Annotated in this window: 22 protein-coding genes; 8 read left to right on the plus strand and 14 right to left on the minus strand. The window is 63.9% G+C overall.

Translation table 11 applies throughout. The features are described from left to right. Nucleotides 1–333 precede the first annotated feature (333 nt). From V3314_RS03035 to ycaC, 3 genes are all read right to left on the minus strand, one after another. Complete coding sequence (locus V3314_RS03035; protein WP_046613670.1) at nt 334–1152, minus strand: alpha/beta hydrolase; 819 nt, start codon at nt 1150–1152, stop codon at nt 334–336. Nucleotides 1153–1191: 39 nt separating this feature from the next. Beyond that, nucleotides 1192–1500, minus strand: coding sequence for a hypothetical protein (locus V3314_RS03040; protein ID WP_046613671.1), 309 nt, complete (start codon nt 1498–1500; stop codon nt 1192–1194). Between the two features lie 114 nt (nt 1501–1614). Continuing rightward, nucleotides 1615–2244 carry an isochorismate family cysteine hydrolase YcaC gene (ycaC, locus tag V3314_RS03045; RefSeq protein ID WP_135001817.1) on the minus strand — a complete coding sequence of 210 codons (630 nt, stop codon included), beginning with the start codon at nt 2242–2244 and terminating at the stop codon, nt 1615–1617. Nucleotides 2245–2564: 320 nt separating this feature from the next. Between ycaC and V3314_RS03050 the strand changes: the two genes are divergently transcribed. Beyond that, nucleotides 2565–3992, plus strand: a complete 1428-nt coding sequence (locus tag V3314_RS03050) for a mechanosensitive ion channel family protein (protein ID WP_046613673.1) — start codon at nt 2565–2567, stop codon at nt 3990–3992. Nucleotides 3993–4100: 108 nt separating this feature from the next. Here V3314_RS03050 and V3314_RS03055 read toward each other — a convergent pair whose 3' ends face one another. Both V3314_RS03055 and V3314_RS03060 read right to left on the minus strand, forming a co-directional pair. Then, complete coding sequence (locus V3314_RS03055) at nt 4101–5387, minus strand: FAD-binding oxidoreductase (protein WP_085601134.1); 1287 nt, start codon at nt 5385–5387, stop codon at nt 4101–4103. A gap of 134 nt (nt 5388–5521) precedes the next feature. Further along, entirely contained in the window at nt 5522–7012 is a 1491-nt protein-coding gene (locus tag V3314_RS03060) for an aldehyde dehydrogenase family protein (RefSeq protein WP_003253547.1), read from the minus strand. Between the two features lie 136 nt (nt 7013–7148). On the opposite strand from V3314_RS03060, the gene V3314_RS03065 reads away from it, so the two are divergent. Then, nucleotides 7149–8039, plus strand: coding sequence for a LysR family transcriptional regulator (locus tag V3314_RS03065; RefSeq protein WP_046613675.1), 891 nt, complete (start codon nt 7149–7151; stop codon nt 8037–8039). A 184-nt stretch (nt 8040–8223) separates the two neighbouring features. Next, a complete protein-coding gene (locus V3314_RS03070; RefSeq protein ID WP_046613676.1) occupies nt 8224–9618 on the plus strand; it encodes a VOC family protein in 1395 nt (464 codons plus the stop codon). A 195-nt stretch (nt 9619–9813) separates the two neighbouring features. Here the strand turns inward: V3314_RS03070 and V3314_RS03075 are convergent, their stop codons facing one another. Then, on the minus strand, nt 9814–10740 hold the full coding sequence (locus V3314_RS03075; protein ID WP_046613677.1) for a LysR substrate-binding domain-containing protein: 927 nt from the start codon (nt 10738–10740) through the stop codon (nt 9814–9816). 155 nt (nt 10741–10895) lie between these two features. Here V3314_RS03075 and V3314_RS03080 point away from each other — a divergent pair, with 155 nt between their 5' ends. Then, nucleotides 10896–12284, plus strand: a complete 1389-nt coding sequence (locus V3314_RS03080; protein WP_085601133.1) for a NorM family multidrug efflux MATE transporter — start codon at nt 10896–10898, stop codon at nt 12282–12284. Nucleotides 12285–12384: 100 nt separating this feature from the next. Here V3314_RS03080 and V3314_RS03085 read toward each other — a convergent pair whose 3' ends face one another. Beyond that, nucleotides 12385–14052: a bifunctional diguanylate cyclase/phosphodiesterase gene (locus V3314_RS03085; protein ID WP_046613679.1), complete on the minus strand. Its 1668-nt coding sequence runs from the start codon at nt 14050–14052 to the stop codon at nt 12385–12387. 254 nt (nt 14053–14306) lie between these two features. Here V3314_RS03085 and rep point away from each other — a divergent pair, with 254 nt between their 5' ends. Further along, nucleotides 14307–16316 carry a DNA helicase Rep gene (rep, locus tag V3314_RS03090; protein ID WP_046613680.1) on the plus strand — a complete coding sequence of 670 codons (2010 nt, stop codon included), beginning with the start codon at nt 14307–14309 and terminating at the stop codon, nt 16314–16316. A gap of 65 nt (nt 16317–16381) precedes the next feature. Further along, nucleotides 16382–16954 (plus strand): xanthine phosphoribosyltransferase, encoded by a 573-nt coding sequence (locus V3314_RS03095; protein ID WP_009683322.1) that lies wholly within the window; start codon nt 16382–16384, stop codon nt 16952–16954. A gap of 120 nt (nt 16955–17074) precedes the next feature. On the opposite strand, the gene V3314_RS03100 is transcribed toward V3314_RS03095, so the two are convergent. The 5 genes from V3314_RS03100 to dadA all read right to left on the minus strand — a co-directional run bounded on the left by V3314_RS03100 (nt 17075) and on the right by dadA (nt 22889). Continuing rightward, the gene (locus V3314_RS03100) at nt 17075–18937 is read right to left on the minus strand and encodes an acetyl-CoA hydrolase/transferase C-terminal domain-containing protein (protein WP_338459917.1); all 1863 of its coding nucleotides are present in this window, start codon (nt 18935–18937) and stop codon (nt 17075–17077) included. A gap of 210 nt (nt 18938–19147) precedes the next feature. Further along, nucleotides 19148–19552: a c-type cytochrome gene (locus tag V3314_RS03105; protein ID WP_038408395.1), complete on the minus strand. Its 405-nt coding sequence runs from the start codon at nt 19550–19552 to the stop codon at nt 19148–19150. 154 nt (nt 19553–19706) lie between these two features. Continuing rightward, the gene (locus V3314_RS03110) at nt 19707–20255 is read right to left on the minus strand and encodes a cupin domain-containing protein (RefSeq protein ID WP_013974777.1); all 549 of its coding nucleotides are present in this window, start codon (nt 20253–20255) and stop codon (nt 19707–19709) included. Between the two features lie 109 nt (nt 20256–20364). Continuing rightward, a complete protein-coding gene (gene alr, locus V3314_RS03115) occupies nt 20365–21438 on the minus strand; it encodes an alanine racemase (protein WP_338459918.1) in 1074 nt (357 codons plus the stop codon). A gap of 146 nt (nt 21439–21584) precedes the next feature. Then, on the minus strand, nt 21585–22889 hold the full coding sequence (gene dadA, locus V3314_RS03120) for a D-amino acid dehydrogenase (RefSeq protein WP_046613683.1): 1305 nt from the start codon (nt 22887–22889) through the stop codon (nt 21585–21587). A 156-nt stretch (nt 22890–23045) separates the two neighbouring features. Between dadA and dadR the strand changes: the two genes are divergently transcribed. Beyond that, nucleotides 23046–23534, plus strand: coding sequence for a transcriptional regulator DadR (gene dadR / locus V3314_RS03125; RefSeq protein ID WP_003258963.1), 489 nt, complete (start codon nt 23046–23048; stop codon nt 23532–23534). Between the two features lies 1 nt (nt 23535). Here the strand turns inward: dadR and V3314_RS03130 are convergent, their stop codons facing one another. Then, nucleotides 23536–23889, minus strand: coding sequence for a YkgJ family cysteine cluster protein (locus V3314_RS03130; RefSeq protein WP_013974780.1), 354 nt, complete (start codon nt 23887–23889; stop codon nt 23536–23538). A gap of 199 nt (nt 23890–24088) precedes the next feature. Here V3314_RS03130 and V3314_RS03135 point away from each other — a divergent pair, with 199 nt between their 5' ends. Further along, nucleotides 24089–25381 (plus strand): FAD-binding oxidoreductase, encoded by a 1293-nt coding sequence (locus tag V3314_RS03135; RefSeq protein ID WP_338459919.1) that lies wholly within the window; start codon nt 24089–24091, stop codon nt 25379–25381. Nucleotides 25382–25535: 154 nt separating this feature from the next. Here V3314_RS03135 and V3314_RS03140 read toward each other — a convergent pair whose 3' ends face one another. Beyond that, a complete protein-coding gene (locus tag V3314_RS03140; protein WP_039612328.1) occupies nt 25536–25766 on the minus strand; it encodes a DUF1127 domain-containing protein in 231 nt (76 codons plus the stop codon). Nucleotides 25767–25787 lie beyond the last annotated feature (21 nt).

Genomic DNA, 25787 nt, shown 5'->3' on the forward strand with positions numbered 1-25787 from the left:
AAAGGGCAATGCGGACCAGAGCGCGCCGGCGGCACCGAGCACGGTACTGGTGGCGAGGAACTGGCGACGGGTCTTGTCGTTGCGGTCCTGGGACATGGGGTTCTCCGTCTGGGTGCGGCAGCGGGCAGGCGCAACTGCGGAGCATGCCGGTTGGTGTAGGGGCAAGGCTTGGATGGATGTGCGGTGGGTGGTTGAAGGTTAGCCCTGTTCAGCATTTGTGCTGCCTGGGCTGGCCTCTTCGCGGTTGAACCCGCTCCCACAGGGACACCACAGGCCTGCAAGACTGTGGTATCCCCCTGTGGGAGCGGGTTTACCCGCGAATGCCTCCCACCATTACTCCTGGAGGAACGCCAGCAAGTCCTCATTCAGCTGCTGTGCATGAGTCACCGCAAACCCGTGCGGCGCCCCCGCGTACACCTTCAGCTCAGCCCCGCGAATCAGCTCCGCCGCCTGCTTGCCGGTGCTCTCGAACGGCACGATCTGGTCGTCGTCACCGTGGATCACCAGGGTTGGTACATCGATCTTGGCCATATCCGGACGGAAGTCGGTTTCGGAGAACGCGGTCACACAATCCAATGTGCCCTTGATCGATGCCATCAGCGCAATGTTCAAGGTCTGGGTTTGCACACCCTGGGACACCTGCTGCCCATGGTTGAGGCCATAGAACGGCGTGGCGAAGTCGGCGATGAACTGCGCCCGGTCGGCACGCAGGCCGGCGCGGATACCGTCGAACACCGACAGGTCGACACCTTCAGGGTTGTCGTCACGCTTGCCGAACACCGGTGTCACCGCGCCCAGCAGCACCAGCCCGGCCACCCGCTCGTTGCCGTGGCGGGCGATGTAGCGGCTGACGTCACCGCCCCCCATCGAGAAGCCCACCAAGGTCACGTCGCGCAGGTCGAGGTGCTCGATCAGCTGGGCGATGTCATCGGCAAAGGTGTCGTAGTCGTAGCCGTTCCACGGCTGGCTCGAACGGCCGAAGCCACGGCGGTCGAAGGCAATGGCCCGGTAGCCGCGGCTGGCCAGGAATTCCATCTGCGAATCCCACATGTCGGCATCCAGTGGCCAGCCGTGGCTGAACAGCACAGGCTTGCCGCTGCCCCAGTCCTTGAAGTAGATCGAAGTGCCATCGCGGGTAACGAACGTGCTCATGTCGGTATCTCCTTGAAAATGTCGAGGTAAAGGCCTGGCTCAGCCGCGCAGCCAATTGGCGCAGCGGCGGGTTACCCAAGGCATGATGTAGAACACCACGGGCAGGATGACGAACAGGTTGACGATCAGGTTGCTGGTGATCACTCCACCCAACTGCGGGACGCGTGCGAACAACGGCGCCAGCAGTTGTGGAACGATCATGGTCATCGGGCAGATCACCAGGTAGGTCAGCAGCGCCTGCTTCCAGCGCGGCGGTTGGGCTGCCGTGGTGCCCGGCGTGCTATCAATAACCTGGTGTTGCAGGCATACGGTTACCACTTCGCGGTTGTCTTGGAGTGCGGTGTTCATCGGCGTTCCTTGGGATGAGCTTGCCCGCATCCACTGTGCAACGGCGGACGGGCGCAGGATTGGACAGGTGTGCTGCCTTGGCGGGCACCGGTTTGCGGTGCCCGCGCATCTGGCTTACTTGTTGGCGGTGAAAGCGTTGTAGCTGGTGATCAGGTTGCGGTAGTCCGGGATGTGGTTGGAGCACAGCGCCGCCAGCCCTTCGATGTCGTTGCGCCAGTCGCGGTGCAGCTCACAGGCCACGCCGAACCAGGTCATCAGTTGTGCGCCGGCCTGGCTCATGCGGTCGTGGGCGGCGTCGCGGGTCATGGCATTGAAGGTGCCGGAGGCATCGGTGACCACGAACACTTCGAACTCTTCCTCCAGGGCTGACAGCGCCGGGAAGGCTACGCACACTTCAGTCACCACGCCGGCGATGATCAGTTGCTTCTTGCCGGTGGCCTTCACCGCCTTGACGAAGTCTTCGTTGTCCCAGGCGTTGATCTGGCCTGGGCGGGCGATGTACGGGGCGTCCGGGAACAGGGCTTTCAGTTCCGGTACCAGCGGGCCGTTGGGGCCTTGCTCGAAGCTGGTGGTGAGGATGGTCGGCAGGTTGAAGAACTTGGCCAGGTCGGCCAGGGCCAATACGTTGTTCTTGAACGCGTCCGGTTCGATGTCGCGGACCAGGGACAACAGGCCAGCCTGGTGGTCGACCAGCAGGACAGCGGCGTCGTCTTTGTTCAGGCGGTTGTATTTGAAGTTGGTCATGGTCGTTGCTCCCAAGGGTTTTGATCTTTTCAGTAAGTGGGGTGTTTCGCGTTGATGGGAGAAGATTAAAACCATGACCTTTTTGGCGGTAGATAGCGATTTTTGGCTCTAGCGTTCTGTTTTATGAACGATGGTTTTGTGTGGGCTGTACCGGCCCTTTCGCGGCTAAAGCCGCTCCCACAGGGATTGCGCTGGATTTGAATCGTGCGCAGTACCTGTGGGAGCGGCTTTAGCCGCGAAGAGGCCGGCACAGGCCCCATTGCCTGCCCGGCCAACCTGCTCTATTACTACCCACAGCCCTCTCCTCACCCGAGACCACCATGCTGGCGTTCATCCAGTCATACCCGTTGTTGCTCGGCACCGCCCTGATCCTGCTCGACCTCGTGCTCTGGCAACTGATCCCTCTCCAGCACCGGGCCTGGCGCATCGGTGCGCGGCTGGTGCTGTTCCTGCTGTTCAGCTCGGTGCTGGTGGCTGCCGGAATGAGCCCGATGCAACCGCCACCCTGGCCGGATGATGTTTCGCGCAACCTGATCGCCACAGTACTGGCGATCGGCTGGTGGCTGTTCGGTGCGCGCACGGTGACGGTGGTGTTCGGCCTGTTGCTGGGTGCCCGTGGCAGCCACGGCGGGCGTTTGCTGCAGGATGTGCTGGGGGCGCTGATCTTCCTGGCTGCCGTGGTCGCTGCCGCAGGCTATGTGTTGCAGTTGCCGGTAAAGGGCCTGCTGGCTACGTCGGGGGTCATGGCCATCGTCATCGGCCTGGCGCTGCAAAGCACGCTGGCCGACGTGTTCAGTGGCATCATCCTGAACACCACGCGGCCGTATCAGATTGGCGACTCGATCTCCATCGACAACACCGAAGGCAAGGTGCTGGAAATCGACTGGCGTGCCACCCGCCTGCTCACCAGCACCGGCAGCCTGGCGGTAATCCCCAACTCGGTGGCGGCCAAGGCCCGGCTGCTCAACCACAGCCGCCCGGCCGATGTGCATGGGGTGTCGATCAGCGTGGTGGTGCCGGCCAAGGTGCGGCCCAAACGGGTGTTCGATGCGCTGGAAAAAGCCTTGCAAGGCGTCAGTGCCATTCTTGCAACCCCAAAACCAAAGGTGACGGTGAAAGCCTCGACGTTGGAATCAGTGGAGTACGAAGCCAGCGGCTTCGTGGCCGATGCAGGCGCCAAGGGCGACGCGCGCAACCAGCTGTTCGACCTGGCTCACCGGCACCTGGAGGCCAGCGGGGTGATGTGGAATGCTGACCTGGCCACGCCACCACGCAGCCGCCAGCGCGAGGTGCTGGACGAGGTGCGGGTGTTCCGCTCGCTGAGCGCGGAAGAGCGCGATGCGCTGAGCCAGCGCATGACGGCGGTGGAATACCTGGCCGACCAGGTGATCCTGGGCGTGGGCGAGCATTCCGATCATTTGCTGGTGATTGGCAGCGGAGTGGTTTCGGCGTCGATCCGCGATGGCGACAAGCTGGTGGAGGCCGGGCGCATGGGGCCGGGCGAGGTACTGGGGATCGAGGGGATCGTCGATGAAGAGGACTCGCTGGCCGAGTTCCGCACGCTGACCAGTTGCGTGCTGTACCGGATCGACAAGGAACAGGTGAAGAGCTGCCTGGTGCAACGCGGCGATGTGCAGACGGCGTTGAGCAAGTTGCAGCGATTTCGGCGGCAGAACCGGGAGTCGTTGTTGCTGCAGAAGCCGGTTTCGATCAAGAAGGGCGGCTTTCTCAGCTGGTTGCACAAGTAAGCCTGTGCCGGCCCTATCGCCGGCGAGCCGGCTCCCACAGATACTGCACAGGCCTTAAGGACGATGCGGTCAATGTGGGAGCTGGCTTGCCGGCGATCGGGCCGGTACTTACAACACAACCCTTAGGCATTGCCCCGCGTGGTACAGCGAGAACCCGGACTCATAGAACGCCGTCCGCAGCGAGGGCGCACTCACGCCCTTCATCGGCGAAAACGGAATCGGCAGGCTGCCCGCCTCCCCCTTCAGCAGAAACTCGGCAAACGCCCGGCCAATCACGGTCCCGGTGGTATTGCCCCGCCCGTTGTACCCGGTCACCGCCACCAGCCCCGGCGCCGGCTCGAAAAGGCGCATGAGGTGATCGGGGGTGAAGTCGATGCAGCCGGTCCAGTGCATTTCCCACTCGACCTTGCCCAGCTCCGGGTAATAGTGGCTCTGGATGCGGTCGGCCCAGCTGCGCACGAACCACGCCGGCTTGTTGTCGACCCGGCCCAGGCTGCCTAGCAGCAGGCGCCCCTGGTCGTCGCGGCGGATGCTGCTGAGCACGGTGCGGGTGTCCCACGAGCCTTGGCCATGTGGCAGCACCTTGTCGGCTGCAGCGCCCTGCAACGGCTTGGACGCCACCTGGTAGTAATAACCACGGAAGAACTGCTTCTGCAGGTTGCTCCAGTCGCCTTCGGTATAGGCGCCGGTGGAAATCACCACCTTGTCGGCGCGCACCGAACCGCGAGCGGTCTTCACCCGCCAGGCATCGCCGTCACGCTCCAGGCCTTCGACCGAAGACTGCTGGAACAGCTTGCCACCCAGGCGTGCTACCGCTGCGGCCAGGCCCTGGGTGTAACCCATGGGGTTGATGGTGCCTGCGCGGCGGTCGAGCAGCGCGGCGGAAATCTTGTCGGTGCCGCAGTATTCCTGGCACTTGCCGCCGGTCAGCAGTTCCACATCGGCACCACGGCGGCGCCATTGTTCGTGGCGGGCCTCGAGGTCGGCGATACCGGTGGCGTTGTGCGCCATGTGCAGCGTGCCTTTGTGCTGGGCCTGGCAGTCGATGCCAAGGCGTTCGATCATGGCGAACACTTCGGCCGGGGCTTCGCCGAGCACCTTGTTCAGGCGGCTGCCCTGCTGCAGGCCGAGGGTGGCCTCGACATCGTCGGGGCGGATCCAGGTGCCGGCGTTGACCAGGCCGACGTTGCGCCCGGAGCCACCGTGACCGATCTTCCAGGCCTCCAGCAGGATTACCGACTTGCCCTGTTCGAGCAGGTGGATGGCCGCCGACAGGCCGGTAATGCCGCCACCGATCACGCAGACATCGGCCTTGTGCTCACCGGCCAGAGCCTGGGCGGCGACGGTCGGTTTGCTGACGAATTCCCACAAGCATTCTTGACGCAGTTCGGACATGGCCCGGCTCCAGCAATTTGTTCTTGTTGGGGCTGCTTTGCAGCCCATCGCCGGCAAGCCAGCTCCCACAGATTACGATCCCTGTGGGAGCTGGCTTGCCGGCGAAACGGGGGCAAAGCCCCCGCCTGCGGACATCAGTCGAACACGATACCCTGCGCCAGCGGCAGCTCGCGTGAGTAGTTCACGGTGTTGGTCTGGCGACGCATGTAGCCTTTCCAGGCATCCGAACCGGACTCACGGCCACCGCCAGTTTCCTTCTCGCCACCGAACGCACCGCCGATCTCGGCGCCGCTGGTGCCGATGTTGACGTTGGCGATGCCGCAGTCGCTGCCCGAGGCGCTCTGGAAGCGTTCGGCTTCACGGATGTCGGTGGTGAAGATGCACGACGACAGACCTTGTGGCACTTCGTTGTTCAGGCGCAGGGCCTCTTCGAAGTCGTCGTAGGCCAGCACGTACAGGATCGGGGCGAAGGTTTCGTGGCGCACCACGTCGCTCTGCGCCGGCATTTCGGCGATGGCAGGCGATACGTAGTAGGCGTTCGGGTACTGGTCGGCCAGCTGACGCTCGCCACCAAATACCTGGCCACCTTCGTCGCGGGCCTTGGCCAGCGCGCCCTGCATGGCATCGAACGACTGCTTGTCGATCAGCGGGCCCACCAGGTTGTCCTTGCGTGGGTCACCGATGCGCACCTTGCCGTAGGCGGCTTTGACGCGGGCAACCACTTCGTCCTTGATCGAACGGTGCACGATCAGGCGGCGCAGGGTGGTGCAACGCTGGCCGGCGGTGCCGACTGCGGAGAACAGGATGCCACGCACGGCCAGGTCGAGGTCGGCGCTCGGGGCCAGGATCATGGCGTTGTTACCACCCAGCTCGAGGATGCTGCGGCCGAAGCGGGCAGCCACACGTGGGCCGACTTCGCGACCCATGCGGGTGCTGCCCGTGGCGCTGACCAGCGGTACGCGCGGGTCGTCGACCATGGCTTCGCCGGCTTCACGGCCGCCGATCACCAGTTGTGCCAGGCCAGCCGGGGCATCACCGAAGGCTTTCAGGGCTTTTTCGAACAGCGCCTGGCAGGCCAGGGCGGTCAGCGGGGTCTTCTCGGACGGTTTCCATACCACCGAGTTACCGGCGACCAGGGCCAGGGCGGTGTTCCAGGCCCAGACTGCGACCGGGAAGTTGAAGGCGCTGATTACGCCGACCACGCCCAGCGGGTGCCAAGTTTCACGCATGTGGTGGCCAGGGCGTTCGGAAGCGATGGTCAGGCCGTACAGCTGGCGCGACAGGCCAACGGCGAAGTCGCAGATGTCGATCATTTCCTGCACTTCGCCCAGGCCTTCCTGGGTGATCTTGCCGGCTTCGATCGAAACCAGCTCGCCGAGGTCGGCCTTGTGCTCACGCAGCACTTCGCCGAACAGGCGCACCAGCTCGCCGCGGCGCGGGGCCGGCACGCTGCGCCAGGCTTCGAAGGCGCTCTGGGCCTGATCGATGCGGGCGATGGTCTCGGCCTTGCCGAGCAGTTTCACCGAGGCGATCTGGCTGCCGTCGATCGGCGTGTGAACAGGGTAGTCGCCCTGGGTGTAAGCCTCGGCAGCAACGCCAAGGCGCTCGAGCAGTCCAGCAACCATTTGTGCATCTCCTACATCGGGTGATGGGGTGGAAAAATGATGTGGATCAGTATTAATCCGATCACACCGGTGCAACAAACGACCTTTATTCCGCATATCATTCCGTCAGGTAATGATTTGAGCCGCAGAGACCGCTATGTCCAAACGCCTGGTGCCCTCCATGACCGCCCTGCAGTGCTTCGAAGCTGCAGCCCGCCATTTGAGCTTTACCCGTGCCGCCGAAGAGCTGCACCTGACCCAGAGCGCGGTCAGCAAGCAGGTGGCGCAGCTTGAAGACATGCTGCGCCACCACCTGTTCCTGCGTATCCGCCGCCGCCTGCAGCTGACGCCCGCGGGCAGCTTGTACCTGGCCGAGGTCAACAAGATCCTCACCCAGGTGGATATGTCCAGCCGCTACGTGCTCACCTACGGCGAACAGACCGAGATATTGAAGGTAGCCACTCAGCCGAGTTTTGGTGTGCGCTGGTTGATCCCGCACCTCAAGGGCTTTGGCAAGCGCCACAGCAACATCCACCTGGACATCCGCAACGAGATGGAGCCATTCGCGCTGCTGCAGGGCTCGGCGGACGTGGTGTTCTTCTATGGCCAGGGCACCTGGCCGGGGGCCACCTGCGTGGAGCTGTTCGGTGAGGAGGTGGTGCCGGTGTGCGCGCCGGAGTTGCTGGCCGGGCGTGAACTGAATGATGCCGGGGAGCTGGCGGACCTGGTGCTGCTGCAAAGCACCTCGCGGCCCGAGGCCTGGCACGAGTGGTTCCTGGAGTTGGGCTTGCAGAGCGTCAGCGCCTATCACGGGCCGCGCTTCGATACCTTCTACATGGCCTTGAGCGCGGCGCAGGCCGGGTGCGGGGTGGCGTTGGTGCCGCGCTACCTGGCGGCGAAAGAGCTGGCCGAGGGGAGTTTGGTGGTGCCGTGGAACCATGCGATGCGCAGTGCCGGGGCGCATTACCTGGCGTATGCCGAGCATGCGGCGGAAGTGCCCAAGGTCAGGGCGTTGGTGGAATGGATTCGTGAGCAGCTTCAGGCTTGAGGGCCTCTTCGCGGGTGAACCCGCTCCCACAGGTATCGCGCAAGGCCTGGGCCCTGTGAGGTACCCGCGAAAGGGCCCTTGAGGTCGATCAAAAAAGGAATGACACACTCACTTTTTTTCGCTTGTGAGCAAAGTGCATTCCCAGCTTTCATGTAAGCGTCCGAACCCAACCAGGAAGCTAGCGATGCCCGCCCACGATTTCGTCAGCCCCGACAGCATCCGCGCGCAGTTCTCTGCCGCCATGTCGCTCATGTACAAACAGGAAGTGCCCCTTTACGGCACGCTGCTGGAGCTGGTGAGCGAAATCAACCAGCAGGTCATGGCCCAGCAACCCGAGGTTGCCGAGGCCCTGCGCTGGACCGGCGAAATCGAGCGCCTGGATCAGGAGCGCCACGGTGCCATCCGTGTCGGCACCGCCGCAGAGCTGGCCACCATCGCCCGGTTGTTCGCGGTCATGGGCATGCAGCCGGTCGGCTACTACGACCTCAGTTCCGCCGGTGTGCCGGTGCATTCCACCGCCTTCCGCGCGGTGCACGAGCAGTCGCTGCACGTCAGCCCGTTCCGCGTGTTCACCTCGCTGCTGCGCCTGGAACTGATCGACAACCCGCAACTGCGCGAGCTGGCAGAAAGCATCCTGGCCAAGCGCCAGATCTTCACCACCCGCGCCCTCGAGCTGATCGCCCAATGCGAGCGCGATGGTGGCCTGAACGCCGCCGATGCCGATGCGTTCGTGCATGAAGCGCTGCACACGTTCCGCTGGCACCATGACGCTACCGTCACTGCCGAGCAGTACCAGCAGTTGCACGACCAGCACCGCCTGATCGCCGATGTGGTGGCCTTCAAGGGCCCGCACATCAACCACCTGACCCCGCGCACCCTGGACATCGATGCAATCCAGCTCGGCATGCCGGCCAAGGGCATCCCGCCAAAGGCCGTGGTCGAAGGCCCGCCCACCCGTCGTCACCCGATCCTGTTGCGCCAGACCAGCTTCAAGGCCCTGCAGGAAAAGGTAGCGTTCAGCGACCAGCAGGGCAGCGAAGGCAGCCATACCGCACGCTTCGGCGAAATCGAGCAACGCGGCGCGGCGCTGACGCCGAAAGGTCGCCAGCTGTACGACAAGCTGCTCGACGCCACCCGCGCCGCCCTGGGTGGCGCCCCGGCCGAGGCCAATGCCGAACGCTACATGGCGTTGCTGAAGGACACCTTTGCCGAATTCCCGGATGACCTGGCACAGATGCGTGAACAGGGGCTGGCCTACTTCCGCTACTTCGCCACCGAGAAAGGCTTGGCTGCGCGCGACCAGGATGGCCGCCCAACCACATTGGAAGGGCTGATCGAGGCTGGCCATGTGCACTTCGAGGCGTTGGTGTACGAGGACTTCCTGCCGGTGAGCGCGGCGGGGATCTTCCAGTCCAACCTGGGTGACGATGCGCAGGCCGAGTACGGCAGCAACGCCAACCGCGATGCATTTGAAGCAGCGCTTGGGCTGCAGGTGCAGGATGAGCTGGCGTTGTATGCGCAGAGCGAGCGTCGGTCGCTGCAGGCGTGTGCACAGGCTTTGAACCTGGGCTCGATGTAAGGCTGTAGATCGCAGGGGCCGCTTCGCGGCCCTATCGCCGGCAAGCCAGCTCCCACAGTATCGCAGCGAGCCTGAGGCAAATGCAGTCCCTGTGGGAGCTGGCTTGCCGGCGATGAGGCCAGGGCAGGCAACACAGACAGTTGCTCCCAAACCTGTGGGAGCGGGCAAGCCCGCGAAGAAGGCCGGTACAGGCAATCAGAGGGGCGGCAGGATCTGCACATCCGGCAAATCCATCGCCGCCACCTCCTCTTCCAGAAACGCGCTCAAACGCCGCAACCGCTCGCCCCCTGGCCGAGTGCGCGGCCACACCAGGTAATAATCCATCCCGCTGGGCACCGCCGTCGGCCAAGGCAGGCTCAAGCGCCCCTGCGCCACATCCTCGGCCACCATCAGCAAATCACCCATGGAAATGCCATAGCCACGCGCCGCGGCAATCATGCCCAGCTCCAGGGTGTCGAACACCTGCCCGCCCTTGAGCGAAACCTTGTCACTCAGCCCCATGCGCTCCAACCATTCTCGCCAGTCGCGTTTGTCCACCGTGGGATGCAGCAGCTCTATGCAGGCCAGCCGGCGCTCGTCCCAGGGCTCCTCGTCGAGCAGGTCTGGCGCACCCACGGGGATCAGCAGCTCCGGGAACAACTTGCGCACTTCCCATTCCGGCGGGAACACCCCGTCGCTGAGCAACACCGCGCAATCGAACGGCTCCTGGTTGAAGTCCACATGGTCGACATCCATCCAGGCGCTGGTCAGCTGCACCTCGTTGCCAGGCTGCAAATGGCGAAAGCGGCTAAGGCGCGCCAGCAACCAGCGCATGGTCAGGGTCGAGGGGGCCTTCATGCGCAGGATGTCATCCTCACCGCGCAAGGTATCGCAAGCCCGCTCCAGCGCGGCAAAGCCTTCACGCACACCGGGCAGCAACACCCGCGCGGCTTCGGTCAGTTGCAGGCTGCGGCCGCTGCGGACGAACAGGCGGCAGGCAAAATGCTCCTCCAGCGTGCGGATATGCCGGCTGACCGCGCTCTGGGTAATAGACAGCTCTTCGCCGGCACGGGTGAAGGAGCTCAGCCGCGCGGCGGCTTCGAATGCGCGCAGGGCATACAGCGGGGGGAGCTGACGGGACATGAGGCACCTGCCATACGGGGCTGTGAAATGAATCACCGGAAAGCATATATACATGAGTCAGACTCATGCCAATGATCGCTTTTATCCTTTTGTGCAAAGTTGACCAAAGCCTCAGAATCGCCCTTCGTTGATCACACCAGGAAAAGGACTGCCCCATGCATGTCGCGCCCACCACAGAACTCAAGGCTTTGCTGCGCCTGGCCGGGCCGCTGATCGCCTCGCAGTTGGCGCACATGCTGATGGTGCTGACCGACACCCTGATGATGGCCCGCATCAGCCCGCAAGCCCTGGCTGGCGGCGGCCTGGGCGCGGCGAGTTACTCGTTCGTGTCGATCTTCTGCCTTGGCGTGATCGCTGCGGTCGGCACCCTGGTAGCCATTCGCAAGGGCGCCAACGACATCGAGGGCGCCACCCGCCTGGCGCAGGGTGGCCTGTGGCTGGCCTGGGGCCTGGCGCTGTTCGCTGCGCTCGTGCTGTGGAACCTGGAGCCGGTACTGCTGCTGTTCGGGCAAAAGCCCGAGAACGTTGCCTCGGCCGCCGAATTCCTCACCCTGCTGCCACTGGCCCTGCCCGGCTACCTGACTTTCATGGCCTTGCGCGGCTTTACCAGCGCGCTGGGCCGCTCGACCCCGGTGATGGTCATCAGCCTGGTCGGCACGGTGCTCAACTACCTGTTCAACGTGGCGCTGATAGAAGGCATGTTCGGTCTGCCCAAACTGGGGCTGATGGGCATCGGCCTGGTCACCGCGGTGGTGTCGATGGGCATGGCCATTGCCCTGGCGCTGTATATCCGCTGGCACCCGGCCTATGCCGCCTACCCACTGCGCAAGGGCCTGTCGCGCCCTTCGCTGCCGGCCCTGCGCGAGCTGTGGCGGCTGGGCCTGCCGATTGGCGGCACCTACATGGTGGAAGTCGGCCTGTTTGCCTTTGCCGCGCTGTGCATGGGCGTGCTGGGCAGCACCGAGCTGGCGGCGCACCAGATCGCCCTGCAGATCGTCTCCACGGCGTTCATGGTGCCGACCGGGTTGTCGTATGCGGTGACCATGCGCGTGGGGCTGTACTACGGCGCTGGCAACCTGCTGGCGGCACGCAGCGCCGGGCGGGTGGGCATCGGCTTCGGGGCGATGATCATGTTTGCCTTCGCCGCGCTGTTCTGGCTGCTGCCCGATGCTCTGGTGGGGCTGTTCATCGACCGTGACGACCCGGCATTTGCGGCGATCTTCCAGCTGGCGGTGCAGTTGCTGATGGTGGCTGCGTGGTTCGAGCTGTTCGATGGCATGCAGACGATCGCGATGGGCTCGATCCGTGGGCTGAAGGATGCCAAGACCACCTTCCTGATCGGCCTGGTCTGCTACTGGCTGGTGGGGGCGCCGAGCGCCTGGCTGTTCACCTTTACCCTGGGCGGTGGCGCGGTCGGGGTGTGGTGGGGGCTGGCGTTGGGGCTGGCGTGCGCAGCGGTGGCACTGACCTTTGGCTTTGAGTGGCGCATGAAGCGGCTCTTGGGCAAGGCCGGGATTGGTGGCGCGGCGGCGGCTTCGGCCTGACTTGCGGGCCTCTTCGCGGGTAAACCCGCTCCCACAGGGAATGCGCAGAGTCTGAAACCTGTGCAAAGCCTTTGGGAGCGGGTTAACCCGCGAAGAGGCCCTAAAGGGCCGCGCCCAACTGGCCGCCGGTCGCCTGCAGCAAAAACTCCATCAGTTCCCCCACCGGCAGCGGCTTGCTGACCAGGAAGCCTTGAACCTGGTCACAGCCAAACCCGCGCAGCAACGCCATCTGCTCTTCGCTCTCCACCCCTTCGGCCACCACCTCCAGGTTGAGGTTGTGCGCCAGGTTGATCATGGCGTGCACCAGCTTGCGGTTCTCCTCGCGCATTTCCATTTCCGCGACAAAGCTGCGGTCCACCTTGAGCAAGGTGATCGGCAGGCTGTTGAGGTGCACGAACGAAGAAAACCCGGTACCGAAATCATCGAGCGAAAAGCGCACGCCCAGGCGCCCCAGGGCGTCCATGGTCTGGCGCACCAGTTCGTTGCGGCGCATCACCGCCGTTTCGGTCAGTTCGAACTCCAGCCAGCGAGCATCCACGCCATGTTCGAGAATCAGGCGGCTCAAGGTCGCCAACAGCTGACTGTCCTGGAACTGGCGGAAGCTCAGGTTGACCGCCATGTGCAGCGGCTCCAGGCCGCGCTCGCACAGCGCCTGCATGTCGCGCAGGGCACGGGAAATCACCCAGTAGCCCAGCGGGACGATCAGGCCGCTCTGCTCGGCCAGCGGCACGAACTCGCTTGGCGGCAACAGGCCGCGCTCGGCATGCCGCCAGCGCACCAGCGCCTCGAGGCCGACGATGCGCCCGTCGGCCAGGTTCAACCGCGGCTGGTAATGCAGCTCCAACTCGTCCCGGCGCAGGGCGCGGCGCAGTTCGCTTTCCAGGTCGGCAAGGCTGCGGGCGTTACGGTTGATGCGTTCGTTGAACACATGGAACGTGCAACCCTGGCTGCCCTTGGCCTGGCGCATGGCGATGTGCGCGTGCCACATCAGCGGGTCTGCACCACCCTGAGCGCGAGCATGGGCCAGGCCCAGGCTGCAGCCCAGCAGCAGGCTTTCGCCGTCGATCCAGTAGGGTTCGGCCAACGCCTCGACAATCCGCTCGGCAATCGATTCGGCACGATTGGGGTCGCGTCGGGTGTCGATCAGCAGGGCGAACTCGTCGCTGCCCAGGCGCGCCAGCTGGTCGCCCGCCTCCAGTTGCTGTTTCAGGCGCGCCACCACCTGCAGGATCAGGCGGTCGCCACTCTGGTGGCCGAGGGCGTCGTTGACGTGGCGGAAGTTGTCCAGGTCCAGGTGGCCGAGGGCAAGGCCACGGCCGTCATTCTCGGCCAGGCGTGCGGTCAGCAAGGCCTGAAAGCCCTGGCGGTTGGCGATGCCGGTCAGCGGGTCCTGCTCGGCCAGGCGCTGCAAGGTCGCCACCAGCACGCCGCGCTCGCGCACATGGCGCAGCGAGCGGCGCAATGTGTCGGCATTGAGCTGGTCACGCACCAGCCAGTCGCTGACAGCGGTGGGCGCTAGCTGGGGCTCGTGGTCGAGCAGCAGGATGGTCGGCAACTCGCAGCGCCCGGGCGCGGGCTGCAGGGCCGGGGTTGCCAGCACGACAGCCTGGCGGTCCTGGTTGAACAGGCTGTCGACCGACTCCCAGTTCGGCGCCGTCAGCAGTACGGCGCTGCCACCCAGGGCAGGCGTGCACTCGCGCAGCAGCGCCCCCCATTCCGGCTCATCGGCCAACAGCAGCAAACGCAATGGTTCGACAGGCGTGGACAAGCGGGCTCCTTAGGGCTTCACGGTGCAACGGAAACTGGCGGGTATGCTACTGCATTAATGAAAATGATTTTCAATTTAATACATGTTTTTACGGGTGTAGCATCCCGACGTATTTTGTCGTGCATCCTGCGCGAAACTGCGCCAGCCGGCAAATCCCGTTTACATATTTGACTCAGACGTCAGACGGTCGCGCCACAAACGCCCCATGCCTGTTAGAATGCGCGGCTATTTTCTGGCGACCCCCGGTTTCTAGCATGTCCCGACTCAATCCCCGGCAGCAGGAAGCCCGTGACTATGTCGGCGGCCCTCTTTTGGTGCTCGCTGGTGCAGGCTCGGGCAAGACCAGCGTGATCACGCGCAAGATTGCCCACCTCATCCAGAACTGCGGCATCCGTGCCCAGTACATCGTGGCGATGACCTTCACCAACAAGGCCGCGCGCGAGATGAAGGAGCGGGTCGGCACCCTGCTGCGCCCGGGGGAAGGGCGAGGCCTGACGGTGTGCACGTTCCACAACCTGGGCCTGAACATCATCCGCAAGGAGCACGAGCGCCTGGGCTACAAGCCAGGTTTCTCGATCTTCGACGAGTCCGACATCAAGGCATTGCTGTCGGACATCATGCAGAAGGAATACTCCGGCGACGACGGCATCGACGAGATCAAGAACATGATCGGTGCCTGGAAGAACGACCTGATCCTGCCCACCGAGGCCCTGGAGAAGGCGCGCAACCCGCGCGAGCAGACCGCCGCCATCGTCTACACCCACTACCAGCGCACGCTCAAGGCGTTCAACGCGGTGGATTTCGACGACCTGATCCTGCTGCCGGTCAAGCTGTTCCAGGAGCACCCCGATGTGCTGGAGCGCTGGCAGAACCGCGTGCGCTACCTGCTGGTGGACGAATACCAGGACACCAACGCCAGCCAGTACCTGCTGGTGAAGATGCTGATCGGCATGCGCAACCAGTTCACCGTGGTGGGTGACGACGACCAATCGATCTATGCCTGGCGTGGCGCCCGGCCGGAAAACCTGATGCTGCTCAAGGAGGACTACCCCTCCCTGAAAGTGGTGATGCTGGAGCAGAACTACCGCTCCACCAGCCGCATCCTGCGCTGCGCCAACGTGCTGATCGCCAACAACCCGCACGCGTTCGAGAAACAGCTGTGGAGCGAGATGGGCGTGGGCGACGAAATCCGCGTCATCCGCTGCAAGAACGAGGAAGCCGAGGCCGAACGCGTGGCCATGGAAATCCTCACCCTGCACCTGCGCACCAACCGCCCGTACAGCGACTTTGCCATCCTCTACCGCGGCAACTACCAGGCCAAGCTGATCGAACTGAAGCTGCAGCACCACCAGGTGCCGTATCGCCTGTCGGGTGGCAACAGCTTCTTCGGCCGCCAGGAGGTCAAGGACCTGATGGCCTACCTGCGCCTGCTGGTGAACCCGGACGACGACAACGCCTACCTGCGGGTGATCAACGTACCGCGCCGTGAAATCGGCTCCACCACCCTGGAAAAACTCGGCAACTACGCCACCGAGCGTGGCATTTCGATGTACGCCGCCAGCGAGGAGCTTGGCCTGGGCGAGCATCTGGACGCCCGCTATACCGAGCGTTTGCAGCGCTTCAAGCACTGGCTGGACGGGGTTCGCCACAAGGTTGCCCTGGAAGACCCGATTGCCGCGCTGCACGAGATGATCCGCGACATCGACTACGAGAACTGGATCCGCCAGCAGACTGCCAGCGACAAGGCTGCCGAGTTCCGCATCAGCAACGTCTGGTTCCTGGTCGAAGCGCTGAAGAACACCCTCGAGAAGGACGAAGAGGGTGACATGACCATCGAGGACGCCATCGGCAAGCTGGTGCTGCGCGACATGCTCGAGCGCCAGCAGGAAGAGGAAGAAAACGCCGAAGGTGTGCAGATGATGACCCTGCATGCCTCCAAGGGCCTGGAATTCCCCTACGTGTTCATCATGGGCATGGAAGAGGAAATCCTCCCGCACCGCTCCAGCATCGAGGCCGACACCATCGAGGAGGAACGCCGCCTGGCCTACGTGGGTATCACCCGCGCGCGCCAGACACTGGCCTTCACCTTCGCCGCCAAGCGCAAGCAGTACGGTGAAATCATCGACTGCACGCCCAGCCGGTTCCTCGACGAACTGCCACCGGAAGACCTGGCCTGGGAAGGCCTGGACGATGCGCCGGTCGAGGTAAAGGCCGCACGCGGCAACAACGCCCTGGCCGATATCCGGGCAATGCTCAAACGCTAATCAACCATTACTCTTTAATTTTGCCGCTATGTGCGGCCACCTTTGTTACATCGAGGAATACCACAGTGGAAGCACTGCATCAGAAGATTCGCGAAGAAGGCATCGTGCTTTCCGATCAGGTTCTCAAAGTCGATGCGTTTCTCAACCACCAGATCGACCCTGCGCTGATGCAGCTGATCGGTGACGAGTTCGCCCGCCTGTTCGCCGACGCGGGCGTGACCAAGATCGTCACCATCGAAGCCTCGGGCATTGCCCCGGCGGTGATGACTGGCCTGAAACTGGGCGTGCCGGTGATCTTCGCCCGCAAGCACCAGTCGCTGACCCTGACCGAGAACCTGCTGACCGCCTCGGTGTATTCCTTCACCAAGCAGACCGAGAACACCGTGGCCATCTCGCCGCGTCACCTCAACAGCAGCGACCGCGTGCTGGTGATCGACGACTTCCTGGCCAACGGCAAGGCGTCGCAGGCACTGATCTCGATCATCAAGCAGGCCGGCGCCACCGTGGCCGGCCTGGGTATCGTGATCGAGAAGTCGTTCCAGGGCGGCCGTGCCGAGCTGGACAGCCAGGGCTATCGCGTTGAATCGCTGGCCCGTGTGAAGTCGCTGGAAGGTGGTGTGGTTACCTTCATCGAGTAAGCCTGTAGCGGCCCTATCGCCGGCAAGCCAGCTCCCACAGGGAACTCACAGGACCCAAGCCTTGCGCAGTACCTGTGGGAGCTGGCTTGCCGGCGATGGCTGCAAAGCAGCTCCGGAAACTCATCCGGTTGCCGCCAACCCAGCCAGCAGCAACCGCTGGTAAAGCTCTTCCTTCAACCCCTGCGGCTGATCCAGCTGCATCCGCACAAGGTGCCTCGCATAGCCCTCCGGCCCCGGCGCATCCAGCGCTGCCTTGCCCAGCTCCAGCACCTCGCTCAGCTTGAACTTGCTCTTCAGCCAGTTCAGCGCCCGCAGCAAATCCCGTTCTTCAGCCGTAAAGTCCGTGCCCAGCGGATACTCCGGGAACAACCGCGAGTGCCGCGCCCTGATCGCCTCCAGCCGCTGCGGCGTATTGTCGGTAAAGCACGCCTCCAGTTGAAAATCTTTGGCCAGCTTGCCGGCGTCCTTTGCCTGCTCGATCAGCCCCTGCTGGAACCGCGAATCACATACCGCCAGCAACCGCGCAATCACCTCGCTGTCGGTCTGCCCACGCAGGTCGGCAATGCCGTACTCGGTCACAACGATATCGCGCAGGTGCCGGGGGATGGTGCAATGGCCATAATTCCAGAACAGGTTCGAGGTCACCTCCCCACCCGCCTCACGCCAGCTGCGCAGCAGCAGGATCGAACGCCCACCCTCCAGCGCATGGCCCTGGGCGACGAAGTTGTATTGGCCGCCCACGCCACTGAGTACCCGGCCATCCTCCAGCTGGTCGGCCACCCCAGCGCCGAGCAGGGTCATGCCGAATACAGTGTTGATGAAGCGCGCATCACGGCGTTGGCGGCGCTTGAGCTCCTCCTGCCCATACAGCTCGTTGATGAAGCTGATACGCGTCATGGCAAACCGTGCACGTTGCTCCAGTGGCATGTCGCGCAAGCGCTGGTAGAACGCTTGGGGGCCGAGGAAGAAACCGCCATGCAGCACTGCCGCCCCCTGCTCGTCCGCCGGGCGCCGCAACAGGCCCGCTTCGGCCAGCGCCAGCAGGCCGTTGACGAACATCTCGCTGCAGCCGTACAAGCCTTGGGCGAAGGTGTCCAAACCCCCTTCCCGTTCGATCAGCGCTTGCCACGAGCCAGCACCCAGCGCGTCGAGCACGGCACGATAACCGGCGTTGTCACCCTGGCGCGCCAGCAATGCGGCAGCTACCGCATCGCCCATGGCACCAATGCCGATCTGTAGCGTGCCGCCGTCGCGAACCAGGCTGCTGGCGTGCAGGCCAATGCAGTGGTCCTGGGTGTTGACCGGCATGTTCGGCGTGGAGAACAGGCGGCGTTGCTCGGCTGTATCGATCAGCAGGTCGAACGTATCGATGGGTAGCTCGGCGTCACCCGGCATGTAAGGCAGCTCGGCATGCACCTGGCCGAGCATGAGGATGGTCTCGCCGGCGGCGCGACGCTTGGCGATCATTGGCAGCAGGTCGAGGGTGATGTCGGGGTTGCAGGCCAGGCTCAGGTGCACCGGCCTCTCGGGGGTGGCGGCCACCAGCTGCGCGATCAGGTTCAGGCCCTTGGAGTTGATGTCGCGTGCGGCGTGGCTGTAGTTGCTGCTGATGTAGCTCTGCTGGGCCGACGCGCTGTGCAGCAGGCTGCCGGGCTGCATGAAGAACTGCTCGACGCGAACGTTGGATGGCAACGAGTCGTTGCGCAGGTCGGTGAGGTAGGCGAGTTCTTCGTAGTCGGCAAAAACGCGGTCGACAAAGGGTTCGAGAAAGCGCCGTTGCAAACCGTCACCCAGTGGCGGGCGGCCGAGGGACAGGGCCGTGTAGATGGTCAGCTGCCGTTCAGGCAGATCGCGGATGCGAGTGTAAAGCGCATTGACGAAGGCGTTGGGCTTGCCCAGGCCCAGCGGCAGGCCCATGTGGATGTGGGCTGGCAGGCGCGACAGGACTTGCTCGACGGCCTGGTCGATGGAGCAGAGGTGCATCGGGGCCTCCTGAGACATCCATGGGTTCAGGGGTTGGACATGGGCTTAGGTGGGTTGGTTGCCTGTGCCGGCCCGTTTGCGGCTAAAGCCGCTTGTATGGTGATGCTTGAAGGGGTGGTTGGAGCGGCTTTAGCCGCGAAAGGGCCGGTACAGGCACCACAAAAACAAAGCCCGCCATCAATGGCGGGCCTCATGCAATTCAGCTGTTTCTCACAGCCCGGACATCTTCTTGATCGCCCCTTTCAGGTCGTCATCCGAGCAGTCCGCGCAGGTGCCTTTCGGTGGCATGGCGTTGATGCCGGTAATGGCCTTGGCCAGGATGCCGTCCAGGCCGCCCTGGTGGTCGGCGCGTTCCTTCCACGCCGCGGTATCGCCAATCTTCGGTGCGCCGAGCAGGCCGGAGCCATGGCAGGCATTGCAGTGCTTGGCGATGATCTCGTCCGGCGTCTTGGCACCACCGCCACCTGCGGCGGCGGCCACTTCCATGCCCTTGCACTCTTGGCCCTGGACGCACACCTGGCCAACCGGCTCCAGGCGCTTGGCGATGTCATCGTTGGTCGCAGCGGTTGCGCTCATTGCCCAGAGGGCGAATACGGCTGCTGGTACGGCCAGCATCTTCTTGATTTGGTTCACGCGAACACCCTCATGGTGGCTAATCACGCTCGCGGCCACGGATTGGCGAGCGTTGAAAAGTATAGCGGGAACCCAGAGGCCGTGAAACGACCCCACACAGGAAAGGGGTATTGCCGAATCAATGCACTGCGCTGGATCAAAAGTTTGAAGGCGTCGCCGCACTGATCAGCCGCGCCGGCCGGTCGAACGGGTTGCGAAAGCGGTGCGGGCGGGTGCTTTCGAAGTAGTAGCTGTCACCCTCTTCAAGGATGAAGATCTCGTTGCCGACCACCAGCTCAAGGCGGCCTTCAAGCAGGATGCCGGTTTCTTCGCCGTCGTGGGTAAGCATTTCGGCCCCCGTATCGGCACCCGGTGGATACACCTCGGTGAGAAAGGCGATGGCACGGTTGGGGTGCGACTTGCCGACCAGCTTCATGGTCACCGCACCGTCGGAGATGTCGATCAGCTCATGGGCCTTGTAAACGATCTGCGTGGGGCTTTCAGGTTCCAGTTCGACCGAAAAGAACTCGACCATGGACATGGGAATGCCGCTCAGCACCTTGCGCAGCGAGCTGATCGACGGGCTCACGCTGTTCTTCTCGATCATCGAGATGGTGCTGTTGGTCACGCCGGCACGCTTGGCGAGTTCACGCTGGGACAGGCCCTTGAGCTTGCGGATGGCTTGCAGTCGTTCGCCGACGTCCAAAGCTGGAGCCTCCTGAAACGGTGGAAAGGGGGGTGGATGTGAACGATATCATGGCAATGCCGTTCAGTATTTACAACACACCGCCCCTCAACCTGTCCGCTTCAGCGTGTCATTCGCCGACGTAGTCCCGAGGTACCCGCTTCAGGTTGCAGAAAATCTGGTACGGAATGGTACCCGCGTGCGCCGCCACTTCACTGGCCAGCACATGCTTGCCCCACAGTTCGACCGGACTGCCTACGGTGGCTTCCGGCACATCGGTCAGGTCGATACTGAGCATGTCCATCGACACTCGGCCGATCAGTTGGGCGCGCTTGCCGGCGACCAGTACCGGGGTACCGTTGGGCGCCTGGCGTGGGTAGCCATCGGCATAGCCCATGGCGACCACGCCAACGCGGGTTGGCCTTGGGCTGACGAACTTGGCGCCATAGCCCACCGGCTCGCCGGCAGGCAGCTCGCGCACGCTGATCACCCGCGATTGCAGGGTCATCACCGGTTGCAAGCGCTCGGCCTCGGCCTGGGCCACTTCGAACGGAGTGGCGCCGTACAGCATCAGGCCCGGGCGCACCCAGTCGCTGGGGGCCTGCGGCCAGCCCAGCACACCGGGGGAGTTGCGCAGGCTGCACTCGGCGGCCAGGCCCTGGCGAGCGGCCTCGAACCCGGCAATCTGCTGGGCGGTAGCGTCGGCCTCCAGTTCGTCGGCGCGAGCGAAGTGGCTCATCAGCACGATGCGCGCGACCTTGCCGCTGGCCAGCAGGCGCTGGTAGGCCTCGTGGTAATCCTTGGGGTGCAGGCCGACGCGGTGCATGCCGCTGTCGAGCTTGAGCCAGACGGTGAGCGGCTTGTGCAGCTGGGTCTTTTCGATCGCTTCCAGTTGCCACAGCGAGTGCACCACGCACCACAGGTCGTGCTCGGCGATCGGGGCCAGTTCGCTGGCTTCGAAGAAGCCTTCCAGCAGCAGTACCGGGGCCTTGATACCGGCGGCGCGCAGCTCCAACGCTTCTTCGATGCAGGCCACGGCAAAGCCGTCGGCTTCGGCCTCCAGGGCCAGGGCGCAGCGCACGGCGCCGTGACCGTAGGCGTCGGCCTTGATCACGGCGAGGGCTTTGGCACCGGTCAGTTCACGGGCCAGACGGTAGTTGTGGCGCAGGGCCTGGAGGTCGATCAGAGCGCGGGCGGGACGCATGGCGGCTGCCTTATGGTGGTTCACAGGTTGAAAACGGTGTTGGGTTCTTCGCGGCTAAAGCCGCTCCCACAGGGGACCGCACAATGCCCAAGCACATGCGATCCCTGTGAGAGCGGCTTTAGCCGCGAAGAGGCCGGTGCAGGCTATTACTGCTGGTGAGCCGGCGCAGTCTGCCCGTGCTTGGCCACTTCCGGGCTGTTGCCATAACGGGAAATGTCCAGGCCTTCGGCACTGATCTGCGGCTTCTTGCGCGCAATCAGGTCGGCCAGCAGGCGACCGGAGCCGCACGCCATGGTCCAGCCCAAAGTACCGTGACCGGTGTTCAGGAACAGGTTGCGGAACGCCGTGGCACCAACGATCGGCGTGCCATCCGGGGTAGCCGGGCGCAGGCCGGTCCAGAAGCTGGCCTGGCTCAGGTCACCGCCGCGAGGATAAAGGTCGTTGACGATCATCTCCAGCGTTTCGCGCCGACGCGGGTTCAGCGACAGGTCAAAACCGGCGATTTCAGCCATGCCGCCGACGCGGATGCGGTTGTCGAAACGGGTGATGGCGACCTTGTAGGTCTCGTCGAGAATGGTCGAGGTCGGGGCCATGTCGCCGTTGGTGATCGGCACGGTCAGCGAGTACCCCTTCAGCGGGTACACCGGGGCCTTGATGCCCAGCGGCTTGAGCATCTGCGGCGAGTAGCTGCCCAGCGCCAGCACGTAACGGTCGGCGGTTTCCAGCTTGCCATCGATCCACACGCCATTGATGCGGTCACCCGCAAAGTCCAAGCGCTGGATGTCCTGACCGAAACGGAACTCCACACCCAGCTTCACGGCCATTTCGGCAAGCTTGGTGGTGAACAGCTGGCAGTCGCCAGTCTGGTCGTTGGGCAGGCGCAGGGCGCCGGCCAGGATGTCCTTGACGCCAGCCAGGGCCGGCTCGACGCGGACAATGCCGTCGCGGTCGAGCAGCTCGTAAGGCACGCCGGACTGTTCCAGCACGGCAATGTCCTTGGCTGCGGCATCTACCTGGGCTTGAGTACGGAACAGCTGGGTAGTCCCCAGGCTGCGGTTTTCGTAGGCAATACCGGTTTCGGCGCGCAGCTCGTCGAGGCAGTCACGGCTGTACTCGGACAGTCGCACCATGCGCTCCTTGTTCACCGCGTAACGGCTGGCGGTGCAGTTGCGCAGCATCTGTGCCATCCACAGGTACTGGTCGACGTCGCCGGTGAGCTTGATGGCCAGAGGCGCGTGGCGCTCCAGCAACCATTTGATGGCCTTCAGCGGCACGCCTGGGGCGGCCCAGGGCGAGGCATAGCCGGGCGAGATCTGGCCTGCGTTGGCAAAGCTGGTTTCCATGGCCACCGCCGGCTGGCGATCGACCACCGTCACTTCGAAACCTTGCCGGGCCAGATAGTAGGCACTGGCGGTTCCGATCACACCGCTACCAAGTACCAGAACTCGCATCGTTTTATCCCTCGCACGCGGCGCGCCGCAGACTTTTATTGAAATGGCATGAATGCGCGCAGTATAGGAATTTGAACGCAGTGCAATTCACTATATAAAAGCCTATTATTGGCGAGAATTCTCGGCAAAATCGCCTTTCACGGAGGGGCATCCCCTATGAGAACCCAGCACCAGAGCAAGCGTGAACTGGACAAGATCGACCGTAACATCCTGCGTATCCTGCAGAATGACGGGCGTATTTCCTTCACCGAACTGGGCGAGAAAGTTGGGCTTTCCACCACCCCTTGCACCGAGCGGGTCCGCCGCCTGGAGCGCGAGGGCATCATCATGGGCTACAACGCCCGCCTGAACCCGCAGCACCTCAAGGGCAGCCTGCTGGTGTTCGTGGAAATCAGCCTGGACTACAAATCGGGCGACACCTTCGAGGAGTTCCGCCGCGCTGTGCTGAAGCTGCCCCACGTGCTGGAATGCCACCTGGTTTCAGGCGACTTCGATTACCTGGTGAAGGCGCGTATTTCCGAGATGGCCTCGTATCGCAAGCTGCTCGGCGACATCCTGCTGAAGCTGCCGCACGTGCGCGAATCGAAGAGCTACATCGTGATGGAAGAGGTGAAGGAGAGCCTTTGCCTGCCGATCCCGGACTGAGTCAGACCAGCACCTGGCGGGTGGTGGCAATGAACTGGTGGACCAGCTGCTCGGCAGCGGGTTCGATCATCTGTTCAGGGCCACGGCCACGCGGGCAGGCCAGCCGCGGGGTGGTGCCGAACAGGCGGCAGATCATCGGGCGTTCTTCATACACCGTGCAGCCGTTGGGGCCCAGGTGCACACAGTCCAGGCGCTCCAGGGCGGCGTCCTGCTCGGCCTGGGACTTGCGCGGCAGACGGGCCATTTCTTCCGCCGAAGTTGTGACCGGGCCGCAGCAGTCGTGGCAGCCGGGCTCGCACTCGAAGGAAGGGATGAGTTCGCGCAGGAAGTGGATCTTGTGGCGGTTGCAGGACATGGCAAGGTACAAGTTTGAGAGCTGAGGTTGGATTATAGGGCCAATCGCCGGCAAGCCGGCTCCCACAGGTACACCGCCGGTCTCAAGTGCCACGCGGACCCTGTGGGAGCTGGCTTGCCGGCGATGAGGCCGGTTGCCCCTCCCCAAAGCCCCGGCTTATCCTCCTCCCCCTCAGCCCACCAGCCTCAGGACCTGCCCAATGATCCACAGCGCGCAGCATGCCGCCTCCTATTACGCCGCCAGCAGCGCGCCACACCCCGACCACTCCTTCCTGCAAGGCGAGCACAGCGCCGACGTGTGCATCGTAGGCGGCGGTTACTCGGGCCTGAACACCGCCATCGAACTGGCCGAGCGCGGCTTCTCGGTCATCCTGCTGGAGGCGCGCAAGCTCGGTTGGGGCGCCAGCGGGCGCAATGGTGGGCAACTGATACGTGGCGTCGGCCACGGCCTGGAACAGTTCCTCCCGGTCATCGGCGAGGAAGGCGTGCGCAGCCTTAAACTGATGGGCCTGGAAGCCGTGCAGATCGTCCGCGAGCGGGTCGAAAGGCATGCCATCGCCTGCGACCTCACCTGGGGTTACTGCGACCTGGCCAACAAACCCGCCGAACTGCTGGGCTTTGCGGAGGATGCCGAAGAACTGCGCGGCCTCGGCTACGCACATGAACTGCGCCTGGTCGGCAAGGACGATATCCACAGCGTGGTCGGCGCCGACTGCTATGTCGGCGGGCTGGTCGACATGGGCTCCGGGCACCTGCACCCGCTCAACCTGGCTCTGGGTGAGGCTGCCGTGGCCAGCCGCCTGGGCGTGAAGCTGTTCGAGCAGTCCGAGGTCACACGCATCGACTACGGCCCGGAATTACAGGTGCACACCGCCCAGGGCCGGGTACGTGCCAAGACCCTGGTGCTGTGCTGCAACGCCTACCACAACGACCTCAACCGCGAACTGGGCGGCAAAGTGCTGCCAGCCGGCAGCTACATCATCGCCACCGAGCCGCTGGGCGAGGAGCCTGCCCATTCACTGCTGCCGCAGAACATGGCGGTGTGTGACCAGCGCGTGGCACTGGACTATTACCGCCTGTCCGCCGACCAGCGCCTGTTGTTCGGCGGTGCCTGCCACTATTCAGGCCGCGACCCGAAGGACATCGCTGCCTACATGCGGCCAAAGATGCTCAAGGTTTTCCCGCAACTGGCCGACGTGCGCATCGACTACCAGTGGGGCGGCATGATCGGCATCGGTGCCAACCGCCTGCCGCAGGTTGGCCGCCTGGCCAGCCAGCCGAACGTGTATTACGCCCAGGCATACTCCGGCCATGGGCTCAACGCCACCCACCTGGCTGCGCGTCTGCTCGGCGAAGCCATCAGCGGCCAGGAAAGCGGGCGGTTCGACCTGTTTGCCAAGGTGCCGCACATCACCTTCCCCGGCGGCAAGCACCTGCGCTCGCCGCTGCTGGCGTTGGGGATGCTGTGGCATCGCCTGAAAGAGCTGATTTGAAAGCTGCGCGGTCCCTGTAGGAGCGGCCTTGTGTCGCGAAAGGGGTGCGTAGCGCCCCCAGGTTTCAGCTTCGCCGCAAATATCGCTGGGGCCGCCCTGCGGCCCTATCGCGACACAAGGCCGCTCCTACATCGACCGCGCAACATCTGTATGGTCAGTCCTTCCAGAAGGGCTTACGCCCCTCGGTCCGGGCCTGCTCCCAGCTCAGCCCGATATCGCGCAACTCGTCATCGGTCAACTGCAGCAGCGCCCTGCGGGTGTGCCAGCGATGCAGCATCAGCCCCCAACGCCCCAAACCTTCCGGCGCGTTGAACACCTTTGCTTGCTGCCCGGCTTCCAGTTCCTTGGCCAACAGTTGCAAGCGCACATCGCTCATGCCACCCATCACCGCATCCTCTCGTTCAGT

Origin of the sequence: Pseudomonas sp. TE3-3-F2023 (assembly GCF_036784815.1) — a bacterium.
GTDB lineage: Bacteria > Pseudomonadota > Gammaproteobacteria > Pseudomonadales > Pseudomonadaceae > Aquipseudomonas > Aquipseudomonas pudica.

What these genes read in the sequence shown, in the direction of transcription:
- dadA (WP_046613683.1), bottom strand. Translation starts at nt 22,889, where the DNA reads ATGCGAGTTCTGGTACTTGGTAGCGGTGTGATCGGAACCGCCAGTGCC.
- ycaC (WP_135001817.1), bottom strand. Translation starts at nt 2,244, where the DNA reads ATGACCAACTTCAAATACAACCGCCTGAACAAAGACGACGCCGCTGTC.
- V3314_RS03065 (WP_046613675.1), top strand. Translation starts at nt 7,149, where the DNA reads ATGTCCAAACGCCTGGTGCCCTCCATGACCGCCCTGCAGTGCTTCGAA.
- V3314_RS03035 (WP_046613670.1), bottom strand. Translation starts at nt 1,152, where the DNA reads ATGAGCACGTTCGTTACCCGCGATGGCACTTCGATCTACTTCAAGGAC.
- V3314_RS03140 (WP_039612328.1), bottom strand. Translation starts at nt 25,766, where the DNA reads ATGGGTGGCATGAGCGATGTGCGCTTGCAACTGTTGGCCAAGGAACTG.
- rep (WP_046613680.1), top strand. Translation starts at nt 14,307, where the DNA reads ATGTCCCGACTCAATCCCCGGCAGCAGGAAGCCCGTGACTATGTCGGC.
- alr (WP_338459918.1), bottom strand. Translation starts at nt 21,438, where the DNA reads ATGCGTCCCGCCCGCGCTCTGATCGACCTCCAGGCCCTGCGCCACAAC.
- V3314_RS03075 (WP_046613677.1), bottom strand. Translation starts at nt 10,740, where the DNA reads ATGTCCCGTCAGCTCCCCCCGCTGTATGCCCTGCGCGCATTCGAAGCC.
- V3314_RS03100 (WP_338459917.1), bottom strand. Translation starts at nt 18,937, where the DNA reads ATGCACCTCTGCTCCATCGACCAGGCCGTCGAGCAAGTCCTGTCGCGC.
- V3314_RS03130 (WP_013974780.1), bottom strand. Translation starts at nt 23,889, where the DNA reads ATGTCCTGCAACCGCCACAAGATCCACTTCCTGCGCGAACTCATCCCT.
- V3314_RS03105 (WP_038408395.1), bottom strand. Translation starts at nt 19,552, where the DNA reads ATGCTGGCCGTACCAGCAGCCGTATTCGCCCTCTGGGCAATGAGCGCA.
- V3314_RS03050 (WP_046613673.1), top strand. Translation starts at nt 2,565, where the DNA reads ATGCTGGCGTTCATCCAGTCATACCCGTTGTTGCTCGGCACCGCCCTG.
- V3314_RS03060 (WP_003253547.1), bottom strand. Translation starts at nt 7,012, where the DNA reads ATGGTTGCTGGACTGCTCGAGCGCCTTGGCGTTGCTGCCGAGGCTTAC.
- V3314_RS03080 (WP_085601133.1), top strand. Translation starts at nt 10,896, where the DNA reads ATGCATGTCGCGCCCACCACAGAACTCAAGGCTTTGCTGCGCCTGGCC.
- V3314_RS03040 (WP_046613671.1), bottom strand. Translation starts at nt 1,500, where the DNA reads ATGAACACCGCACTCCAAGACAACCGCGAAGTGGTAACCGTATGCCTG.
- V3314_RS03055 (WP_085601134.1), bottom strand. Translation starts at nt 5,387, where the DNA reads ATGTCCGAACTGCGTCAAGAATGCTTGTGGGAATTCGTCAGCAAACCG.
- V3314_RS03135 (WP_338459919.1), top strand. Translation starts at nt 24,089, where the DNA reads ATGATCCACAGCGCGCAGCATGCCGCCTCCTATTACGCCGCCAGCAGC.
- V3314_RS03070 (WP_046613676.1), top strand. Translation starts at nt 8,224, where the DNA reads ATGCCCGCCCACGATTTCGTCAGCCCCGACAGCATCCGCGCGCAGTTC.
- dadR (WP_003258963.1), top strand. Translation starts at nt 23,046, where the DNA reads ATGAGAACCCAGCACCAGAGCAAGCGTGAACTGGACAAGATCGACCGT.